Source organism: Legionella steelei, assembly GCF_001468005.1.
Taxonomy (GTDB): domain Bacteria; phylum Pseudomonadota; class Gammaproteobacteria; order Legionellales; family Legionellaceae; genus Legionella; species Legionella steelei.
The window spans coordinates 861,382-871,536 of the sequence record NZ_LNYY01000019.1 but is presented as its reverse complement, the minus strand read 5'-3'; the positions used below and the strand labels follow the sequence as shown (position 1 = coordinate 871,536).

Below are 10,155 nucleotides of genomic sequence, written 5' to 3'. Positions count from 1 at the left end.
TTGTAACCAGGATTTATCCCATGATCCTGGCTGTAAGCAACCAGGCTGAATGGATGCACTATGGTCACCAATTGGTTAGCGCTTCGTAGGTATTTTTGGCGTGTGCTTTTAAAAACGCGGAAAATGATTTGACATCCAGTGGTTTACTAAAGTAAAAACCTTGCATGATGTAGCACCCATTTTCTTTTAGAAATTTAATTTGCTCTAGTGTTTCCACACCTTCTGCCAAACAATCAATATTCATTCGATGCGCCAGGGCAATGGTGTTGCTCACGATATTTCTACTGTCGATGCTGACTTCAATATCTTGAATAAATGTTTTATCAATTTTTATTTTATTGACTTTAAAGAGCTTAAGATTACCAAATTCTGAGTAACCCGTACCAAAGTCATCAATGGCCAGTGCGATACCCATCTCGGTAAACTTATTAATAATGGGAATGGCTTCATTTTGAAATGCGTTAGATTCCGTGAGTTCCAGCTCAAGATATTTAGGCGAGAGTTTCAGACTATTTAAAACTTGTCCGATCCGCTCGACGAGATCATGTTGTACCAATTGTTTTGCAGACAAGTTAACGGAAATATTTAATTTAAATCCGCTATGATGCCATTTTTTCAATTGCCGACATGCAGTGCTTAATACCCATTCGCCAATAGGGAGGATCATGCCATTTGTTTCTGCCAAAGGGATAAACTCCATTGGCGAAAGCATTCCCAACACGGGATTATTCCAGCGTACTAAGGCTTCGGCACCACAAACAGTTCCGGTTCTTAAATCGATGAAGGGTTGGTAATTCAGAATTAATTCATTATTTTCAATTGCCCGATAGAGTTGGTTTTCAATGTTCAGTTGTCTGGACGCATCTGCGGTAATTACTGTATTGAACACACGAACACTGTTGCCTCCGCGCTCGGTTGCAAGGGTACGCGCTGCTTCTGCATGGGTAATCAGCGTATCGACATCTCGACCATCAGTTGGAAATACACTGATACCAATACTTGCGGTTAAATTCAATTCTTGTTGTGCCACATAGACAGGATTCTCTAAGACAAAAAATAAATCCTGAGTACACTCTTCTATTTCCAGCATGTCGATGATTGGATCAATTAAAATAACAAATACATCTTTACGTAATAGGGAAAAGAAATATTTTGTATTTTTTTCTGCAAGTCGCGCAAAACGTTGGGCAACACGATGGATAATAGTGGCGGATGCTTGATGACCGATACTGTCATTAATTTTCATCATATTGTTTAGCGAAAAGCAGGCAATGGCAAATTTGTGATGATCCTTAACCGCTTTTTCCGCTACATTGTTAATGTGCTCATAAAGAAAACGTTCATTAGGCAAATCGGTCAAGAGATCATGCGTTGCTTGATAGGTCACCAATTTCAATGATTGCTCCAATTCCATAGTACGCTCTTTGACTCGTCGTTCTAAGGATGCATTCATGTGTTCCAATTTACGACTCAGTAAAGCATTTTCATAACCTAAACGAAATAATTTTAAAATGATTCTATTTCCTACAAAGCAGGCAAAGAGCATAAATATTCCAAGTACTACAAATGAGCCAATAATTGACATGCTGATTTGACTGGTCGCAGAATGAGCTGATGAATCAATGCTCAAATAGAGATGATATAACAGCGTGGGAGTGAGCAAACAAACAATGCTGATGATTCCCATGGTTAAATCAATTGCAGTTGAGAAACAAAAACAAATCAAAACAGCAGATAAAAAGACAATGGTGGTCATCTGTTGTGGTATTCCATCATTCATAAACAAGATGCCAATGCTGCTCCATATCAGACAGATTAAGATGACAATATAGAGAAAACCTTTTCGACATTTAAGGATTTCTTCGCGGTTTATATGTTTGTATTCAAAGCGGAGTGCCCATAAGACGTTGAGTAAGTTTGCAATCACTAAAAGAGTATACCAAGAAATAATTAATGTAGGCTGGGTTGTCCTATATATAGCAAGAACATAAAGAAATGCACCAAAAATGTTAGCAAAGGCACCTAGCTTAACCATGCTGTGAAATGATTTTGCGGTTTCAAACTCAATTTTTCGATTGATTTCGTGTTGTTCGTCGGTGGTTAGTTGCGGTGCCTCGACAAATTTATGTGCCTTGATGGGGTTCGACATATAAGCTCCTTGCTTTCTAAGAAGTGGCAGAGTCACTTTCCCATTTCCTATATATAAGTATATTACTATTTTGTTTAATTGCTTCAAATTAATCAAATTGTTAAAATATAAAGCATGACCTCCAAAACACGTTGTTCTTGAATGCGTCCAGGAATTTTTTCCTGTTTTACAAGTTGAAACTGATGTTGTTCTACTAATTCTTTGATGTAGTCCGGATGATGGCTGAAACGGGCACTTGTTTCAAGCGACCACGGGTTTTCCATGCTGATTTCAGTGGTAAATATAAAATAGCCTTTGGACTTCAGGTGTTGATGAATGCTATGAAATAGGGTGTTAAGGTCACCAAAATAGGGCAAGACATCGGCTGCAACAATCAGATCATAGGTTGCTTTGTTTTGCTGTAGAAATTGATTTAATTCAGCTTCCACCAAATTGTCATAAATTTCCTTTGCTTTAGCTTGGGCAAGCATTTTTGCAGCAATATCAACACCGGTTAAATGTTTACTGAGTTCACGTAAAACAACTCCAGTTAAACCGGTTCCGCAGCCTAGATCTAAAGTATGGCTGTTGGTTGGTAATTCCAATTGGTGGACGACACGTGCTATGTGTTGTGGGATGGAGTAGTTGAGTGTGCCTTTCATATGTTGATCATAATAAAGGGCATAGTTATTAAATAAATTATGTGCATACTCCGGAGTCGTTGCCGCCTGTTTGTCTTTATTAAGGGCGTGGAGCATATGGGCACTTATGGTATCTTGAGGATTAATCATCAGTGCACGTTCTAAGTACTCTTTGGCTTTAGCTTTTTGCTCCAGCTTAAGATAAATGGCGGCCAGATTATTGAGTGAGGACGTATGTGTGTTCTCTAACTCAAGGATGTGATCAAAAAGAAGAATGGCTTCATTTAAATGACCTAAAGCCATTTGTGCTACGCCAGAATTGTATAAATATTCAATATTATCAGGATCTTTTTGCAGTAATACATCATAATGCATGAGCGCATTCTCAAAAAGATCATGATGCATGAATGTTGCCGCTAAGTTATTACGTGCTTCAATGTTCTCATTGTCCAAGGCCAAAGCTTTACTGAAATAATCGATTGCCAATTGGTTTTGTTGTCTTTTTAAGGCGATGACCCCCAGGTTGGAAAGCGCTTCTATTTGCTTACTGTCTTGCTCTAAAACATTTTGAAATGCCTCTTCGGCTTCCGCAAGGGCATTTTTTCCTAGATGTAACACACCGAGATAAAATAGTGCTTCGGTATGAAAAGGATTTAAGGATACTACATTGTTAAATTGAGTTTTAGCCGCATCTAATTGATTATTTTGCAGCAATAATAAGCCTAAATTAAAATGTGCCGCGCTAAAATCAGGCTCCGCATGAACTGCGCGAGTATAATGTAAAAGGGCTTGAGCATAATTTTTTTGTAACGCATAAACTGTGGCCAAGTTATTATGCGCCTGAGCATAGTCTGGCTTCAGTTCTATGGCTTGTTGGTAATATTCGATCGCCTTATCAAGGTGATGCAGTTTTTTGTACGCATTTGCTATGTTATTAAGTAGGCTCGCATTTTCAGGGCTTAAGGAGAGTGCCTGTAATAGATAGAGAATGGCATTATCCATGTCTCCCAATTGCGCATAAGTGAGTCCTAAAAAGTGCAAAGTATTCAGATGCTTGGGTTCTTGTAGCAATATTTGCTCATAAAGACTAATGGCTTGTGGTAAGTGACCTTCATATTGGAGTTTATATGCTTGAGCAAAGAGTGCATCAGTGTCCATCATCAATTCTTAATTAGAGCACGCAGTTGCTTTAATGCTTGTGCGCGGTGGCTGATATTATTTTTAATTTTAGCAGGTAATTGTGCTGCCGTGCATTGAAAGTCTGGAATATAAAAAATTGGATCATAGCCAAATCCGCCTTCGCCAACAGCTTGGGTGTGAATCACTCCCTTGCATATTCCTGTGGCGATGATTGGCGTAGGATCGTTTGCATGTTGCACTAATGCTATGGCGCAATAAAACCAGGCTTCTCGTTGGTTTTCGGGAATATGAGCCATGTTTTCCAATAATAAATGGATGTTTTTTTCATCGGTTGCATCATTACCCGCATAACGCGCGGAATAAATACCCGGTTCACCATTTAAAGCCGGTACTACTAAGCCCGAGTCATCGGCTAAAGCGGGTTTTCCTGTATGTAAACTGGCATGACGGGCTTTGATGAGCGCATTTTCGATAAAGCTTAAGCCATCTTCTATGGCATCTGTAACCCCTAAATCGGATTGTGGGATACATTCTATCGGTGCTAATAAATCGCGTAATTCTTTAATTTTACCTAAGTTGCTGGTAGCGAGAATAATTTCTTTCATCATTTAGTCCACAAAAAAGGAGAATATCGTAGATACTGTCTTTAAATGCAATCTTTTAACGAAAATTTAGGCTGTTTTTTGTGATCATTGTAGCCTGGGTGCAGCGTCGTGAATCCCGGGTTACGGCTTTGTCTGCACCCAGGCTACAACGGACGTTTATGATAGCTGTACCTTGGTTGTAGTGCAGTCATTCTTTTTCATTTTTTAAACATTATTTTGATTAAAAAATAAACGGTTTAAATAGCTATATTACAGACTTTAGGCTAAAATATAGCTTTTGTCGGAGCACTTGATGATGCCGATTACACATCTTTTATTGGCTCTTTTAGTTGTTGTGATTTGGGGGGTAAATTTTCTTTTTGTTTCCATTGGACTCGAAGAGATTTCGCCTCTGCTACTCTGCTCACTACGTTTTTTATTTGCAAGTGTGCCGGCTATATTTTTTGTCAAAATTCCCCAAACCTCATTCAAAGAAATTGTCCTGTACGGTTTTGTCATGTTTGCTTTGCAATTTGCGTTCTTATTTATTGGTATGAATGTTGGTATGCCTGCTGGAATGGCCTCTTTACTCATGCAAACGCAGGTATTTTTTAGTATGTTTTTTGCGGTGATTTTTTTAGGCGAGCAGCCCAATTTAGGCCAGGTTATGGGGGCGCTGGTCGCTTTTACGGGGATTGGTATCGTGGCAATGCATTTTGATAGTGACATCTCTTTGCTGGGTTTTATTTTTATTCTTGCAGCAGCTGCGACATGGGGATTGGGAAATCTGATTACCAAGAAAATTAAAGGCAATAATGGCAACATGATGACAATTATTGTGTGGGGGAGTTTTGTTGCGTGTATCCCTATGTTTCTTTTTGCTTTGATGTTTGAGGGGACTGCGAGCTTTGTTTATACCTACGAACATATCAGTTGGCGAGGTATCTTGGCATTGTTGTATATCGTTTTTGCTTCGACTTGGATAGGTTATGGTGTGTGGAATTGGCTCATTGCACGTTATCCTGTGGGAATGGTTACCCCCTTTACCTTATTAGTCCCCATTGTTGCAATGGTTAGTTCGGCTTTAGTATTAGGCGAACCATTCCAGCATTGGAAGCTTGCTGCAGGATTATTAGTGATTGGTGGTTTGTGCATCAATATCTTGGGCGCTCGTTTTTTCCCGGTGAAGGCCCAGTCAGAAGCTGTTTAAGGTAGGATTTCATTTTATCTCACTTGCGGATAAGCCACGCTACGTTGCCCCCAGGCTACAATAGTATGGAGAAAATGATATATGATATGTTTTTCTTGCAACGTAGTGGCTTTAGATTGATGCACTCAAAAACCATAATATTATGCGCCGATGATTTTGGCTTGGATTCTGGAGTTTCTGAAGGGATTTTAAAATTAGTACGCATGGAGCGCTTGTCCGCAGTAAGCTGCATGGTCAATATGCCGGGTTTTATTCATCATGCCCAAGAACTTCTCTCTTTAAAAGAAAGTAAACACATTAAAATTGGTTTGCATTTTAATCTAACTGAAGGTTATCTGGCATCTGTCCCAGAAAAGTTGGGTTTTACTCTGCATGAATTGTTGATTAAGTCACATATGCGCTCGGTAAAACTATCGTTTATAGCAAAAGAATTTTTAGCTCAATTAGATGGATTTATAAATATCATGCAACAACCACCTGATTTTATTGATGGTCACCAGCATGTACATCAATTTCCCGTGATTCGCAATGTTATTTTAGATCTTTATGAACAAAGATTGAAACCTTATGGAACGTTGATTCGCTCCACTTGGCCATCTATAAATTTGCCACAAAGCCGATTTAAAGCAAAAGTATTGAGTGTTACGGGAGGTAAGGCATTACTGAAGCAGCTTATCAAATTAGGCATTCCTCATAATCGTTATTTCTCAGGCATTTATGATTTTGCCCCTGATGCAAATTATAGGGAGTTGTTCAGGACGTGGATGAGTTTAATTCAAGAAGACACATTAATTATGTGTCATCCCGCGGAAAAAGTGAACCCTGAGGATCCTATCGCCCATGCTCGTTTGAATGAGTTTAATTATTTTTTAAGTGATGAATTTTTAAAAGATTGTGATGAGTTTCAGGTTCATATGGCTCAGCAAGAAAATTCGTAAGCGCCCCTCAAGCAATTTAGGGTAAATTTACGCGCCTATTTTTTTTATGTATTATCCTTTTTAGGACTTATGAGCTGTTTGAATAAAAAGGAATAAAACCTTGAGTGACTTTTTTTGGGTCTCCTTCGGAGCGATCTTTGGGGCGAATTTACGTTATTTAGTAAGTCGTTTTTCCGTCAAATATTTATCAGCAGATATTCCTTTTGGAACATTTATTGTGAATCTTACAGGAAGCTTCATCCTGGGGTTTTTTATGGCCTGGACTTTAGAGCGAGTAGATGTTGATCCACGATGGCGATTATTTGTAGCAGTCGGATTTTGTGGTGGTTATACAACGTTTTCAAGTTTCAGTTACGAAACCTTTGTGCTGTTAGAACAAAGTGATTACGCACTTGCTGCACTAAATATTATTTGTAATAATGTTTTTTCAATAGCAGCAGTTATTGCGGGCGTCGTGCTCGCTCGGGCAATCTGATATGAATCATGTAAAAGTTTCTGTCTATATTAATGAAGCAGATAAATGGCAACATCGTCCTCTGCATCTCGAACTCTTAAGCATGCTTGATACCAATGAAATTGCAGGTGGTACCGTGTTGCGCGCCATTGCTGGATTTACACGTGGAGGTCCTGTTGTAACTACATCATTGGTTGATATAGGGAGCAAACTTCCTTTAGTAGTCCAATTCGTTGATACAGTTGAGAAAGTGGATGCTGTATTACCCAAAGTGCAAGAAATGGCTGGAATACGCCTCATCATCCGTGAACCTGTAGAAGTGGTTAATGGCAGTTACCCTGGGGGTTAATGAGCTAAGCTTTTTTGCAGCTCATGTATGATGTGCATTAAAAATCAATCATCTTTTCTAAATTTAAAAAACCAATTTGGTGAATATTTATTCTTTTTTGCGTGATTCATTGTAAAAAATCTATTTTTATACTATTATTATCTATAAATAGAGGGTTAAAAACATGAATCATTTACATTTGGCTCCGTTTAATACAGCTCAAGACATAAGTGAAGACGTTCTAAAACGTAATACCCAGAATGTCATTGCACTTTTTAAGCATTGGCAATTAAGAAATGAAGAAGAGTGCGAACTGTTAGGTGGTATAAGTCCTGCGCAACTTGCCAAATTTAAGCGAGGGACGGCTCATATATCGGGTAGAGATACCATTGAACGTGTCGGTAATCTTTTGGGAATTCATAAAAATCTGAGAATTCTTTATCCATATAATCGCGAAATCGTTTATCAATGGATAAAAGGAAGAAATTTAAAGCTCCATAATCTTCGTCCTTTGGATGTTATGCTTGAGCAAGGCTATATAGGAATTGCGCAAATAAGACGGCTCACTGATTTTATGCGAGGTCAATAAACGTGTCTTTATTTGATACTGCGAGGGAATACGCACAGGATATTTTTAGAAACATCAGAGGCATAAAAGTATCCCAGGATTTATTTGATGATCTCAGCGATGATCCCATCAATTGGGAGGCCGCCAATACTATAGAAAGCCATACCCATCCGGTGTTAACCCAGCAATCGTTAATTCAGCGTGGATTTGATTACAGTAAAAATGATTTTATTGATTACCCATTTGAAAACATAACCAGCTCACGTTACAGCGATGGCTCCATTGCGTGCTGGTATGGTTCAGAAACATTAAACACAACGATTTATGAAACCCGATATCATTTTGTTCAGGAAATAAAAGATTCCTGGGACATTTTTCAAACTCAAGATACGGTCATTATTGATAGGCGAGTTGCAAAAGTATACTGCCAGGGATTGGGGCTGGACCTAACAGAAAAAAAAGAAGAGTTTCCTTGGTTAATTGATCCGACTAATTACACGCAATGCCAAGAAATAGGTAGAAGGGTAGCTCAGGAGGGGCATCCTTTGTTGATTGTTCCATCAGCAAGGCAGTTGCAAGGAGTTAATCTCGTTGTTTTTAATGCGAACTTACTGTCTAACCCTAGAGAATATTGTCGCTTACAATATGTCTTTGACGTAAAAAAGAAGAAAATTCAATGCATTCGTGGTGAAAATGAAATTGCGCTTGCACATGGTGACGTGGATATTTAAAGCAATACACTTCACCTTATTCAATGACTCAAAAATACCTAAACGTAGGCTGGGGGCTAATCACTAATGAATCTACCGACAGGCCCAAAATCTGGAGATGATAAAGCTATAAACAGAAACAAATCCCAAAACGAGAAATAAAGCAAACAGGTAATTCAAACTGGTGTAGCGTAAAAGTAAGAAGTAAAGTATTTCATTAATGATTCCAGCCGAGGCTGCTACGCCAAAGAAATGAGGCAAGCTCAAAATTTTTTCATCATGTAACTGAGAAAAAGTAAGGTGTTTATGCCCCAAGAAACTGACATTAAAAGCAATTAAAAAGGCAAAAACATTGGCAGTGAGTGCTTGTAGCTGCATAAAATTCACTAAATTGAATACCGTAAAGAGATGTATCAAAGCAGCAGTGCCACCTATACCGGCAAAATAAATTAGCCTATGCCCTAATTTAAGTTGAGCTGTCATCAAAACTGGATTCCTCATCAATAACGTAATGGGGTCTATGTTTGACTTCATCAAAAACGCGACCAATGTATTCACCTACTACACCCAGAGCAAAGAGTTGTAAGCCACCAAAAAAAGTAATCGTTGTGACTATAGTTGCCCAACCAGGGGTTTCTATACCGAATATCAAGGTACTGGTTACAATCCAAATTCCATACAATATGGCTAAAGTTGCAACACCAATTCCGCCAATCGCAATCATCCGTAATGGAAAGGCAGTAAATGAAGTAATTCCCGTGATTGCTAAATCTAAAAGCGAGTAAAAATTCCATTGTGAAGTGCCTGTCTTACGCGGTTGGACTTCAAAAGGAATGGCAACTTGTTTAAAACCGACCCAACTGTATAAACCCTTCATAAAGCGATTGCGTTCGGGTAACTTTTGCAGCGCTTTAACAATCTTGCGATCCAACAGTCTGAAATCGCCGGCGTTTGCAGGGATATTAATCCGATTTATTCGCGACGTCAGTTGATAAAATGCTTTAGCGCAGGTCCTTTTTAGCCAAGACTCATTAGTACGGTTTTGCCGAACAGCATAGACCATATCATAGCCTTCCTCCCATTTGGCAAGAAATTGACTGAGGAGTTCCAGAGGATGTTGGAAGTCAGCATCCATGATAATCACCGCATCACCTTGAGCATGGTCAAGGCCTGCACTTATAGCATTCTCCTTGCCAAAGTTCCTGCTAAAACGAATGCAGCGCAGAGAGAATTGTGCCCTTAATTGTTGAATGATTGTCGGTGTATTATCCTGGCTGCCATCATCCACAAGTAGTATTTCATAAGCGTAACCAAGTTTTTTTAGCGTATCAGTTAATGCCGCAATAAATTCGGCTATGCCTGCTTCTTCATTGTAAACCGGAACAACATAGGAGACGCGTTTTGTATGATTTATTGGTTTGGACATGTTTGGATTTAGTGGTATGCAGCTACTT

11 protein-coding genes are annotated in these 10,155 nt (G+C 38.9%); 6 read left to right on the top strand and 5 right to left on the bottom strand.

From position 1 onward, the window contains the following. Positions 1-64 precede the first annotated feature (64 nt). From Lste_RS08010 to rdgB, 3 genes are all read right to left on the bottom strand, one after another. Entirely contained in the window at positions 65-2,149 is a 2,085-nt protein-coding gene (locus Lste_RS08010) for a putative bifunctional diguanylate cyclase/phosphodiesterase (protein ID WP_058510514.1), read from the bottom strand. 92 nt (positions 2,150-2,241) lie between these two features. Next, entirely contained in the window at positions 2,242-3,927 is a 1,686-nt protein-coding gene (locus Lste_RS08005) for a tetratricopeptide repeat protein (protein WP_058510513.1), read from the bottom strand. A gap of 2 nt (positions 3,928-3,929) precedes the next feature. Continuing rightward, positions 3,930-4,514 carry an RdgB/HAM1 family non-canonical purine NTP pyrophosphatase gene (gene rdgB, locus Lste_RS08000; RefSeq protein WP_058510512.1) on the bottom strand — a complete coding sequence of 195 codons (585 nt, stop codon included), beginning with the start codon at positions 4,512-4,514 and terminating at the stop codon, positions 3,930-3,932. A 295-nt stretch (positions 4,515-4,809) separates the two neighbouring features. Between rdgB and Lste_RS07995 the strand changes: the two genes are divergently transcribed. The 6 genes from Lste_RS07995 to Lste_RS07970 all read left to right on the top strand — a co-directional run bounded on the left by Lste_RS07995 (position 4,810) and on the right by Lste_RS07970 (position 8,722). Beyond that, positions 4,810-5,703, top strand: coding sequence for an EamA family transporter (locus Lste_RS07995; protein WP_058511688.1), 894 nt, complete (start codon positions 4,810-4,812; stop codon positions 5,701-5,703). A gap of 116 nt (positions 5,704-5,819) precedes the next feature. Continuing rightward, positions 5,820-6,641 carry a ChbG/HpnK family deacetylase gene (locus tag Lste_RS07990; protein WP_058511687.1) on the top strand — a complete coding sequence of 274 codons (822 nt, stop codon included), beginning with the start codon at positions 5,820-5,822 and terminating at the stop codon, positions 6,639-6,641. A 100-nt stretch (positions 6,642-6,741) separates the two neighbouring features. Further along, complete coding sequence (gene crcB / locus Lste_RS07985) at positions 6,742-7,116, top strand: fluoride efflux transporter CrcB (RefSeq protein ID WP_058510511.1); 375 nt, start codon at positions 6,742-6,744, stop codon at positions 7,114-7,116. 1 nt (position 7,117) lies between these two features. Continuing rightward, entirely contained in the window at positions 7,118-7,444 is a 327-nt protein-coding gene (locus Lste_RS07980) for a DUF190 domain-containing protein (RefSeq protein ID WP_058510510.1), read from the top strand. A gap of 163 nt (positions 7,445-7,607) precedes the next feature. Next, positions 7,608-8,012, top strand: coding sequence for a hypothetical protein (locus Lste_RS07975; protein WP_058510509.1), 405 nt, complete (start codon positions 7,608-7,610; stop codon positions 8,010-8,012). A gap of 2 nt (positions 8,013-8,014) precedes the next feature. Then, positions 8,015-8,722, top strand: coding sequence for an RES family NAD+ phosphorylase (locus Lste_RS07970; RefSeq protein WP_058510508.1), 708 nt, complete (start codon positions 8,015-8,017; stop codon positions 8,720-8,722). A 72-nt stretch (positions 8,723-8,794) separates the two neighbouring features. Here the strand turns inward: Lste_RS07970 and Lste_RS07965 are convergent, their stop codons facing one another. Together Lste_RS07965 and Lste_RS07960 are read right to left on the bottom strand one after the other, a co-directional pair. Further along, positions 8,795-9,184 (bottom strand): GtrA family protein, encoded by a 390-nt coding sequence (locus tag Lste_RS07965; RefSeq protein ID WP_058510507.1) that lies wholly within the window; start codon positions 9,182-9,184, stop codon positions 8,795-8,797. Then, entirely contained in the window at positions 9,168-10,127 is a 960-nt protein-coding gene (locus Lste_RS07960; protein ID WP_058510506.1) for a glycosyltransferase family 2 protein, read from the bottom strand. The genes Lste_RS07965 and Lste_RS07960 overlap by 17 nt, the downstream gene beginning before the upstream one ends. Positions 10,128-10,155 lie beyond the last annotated feature (28 nt).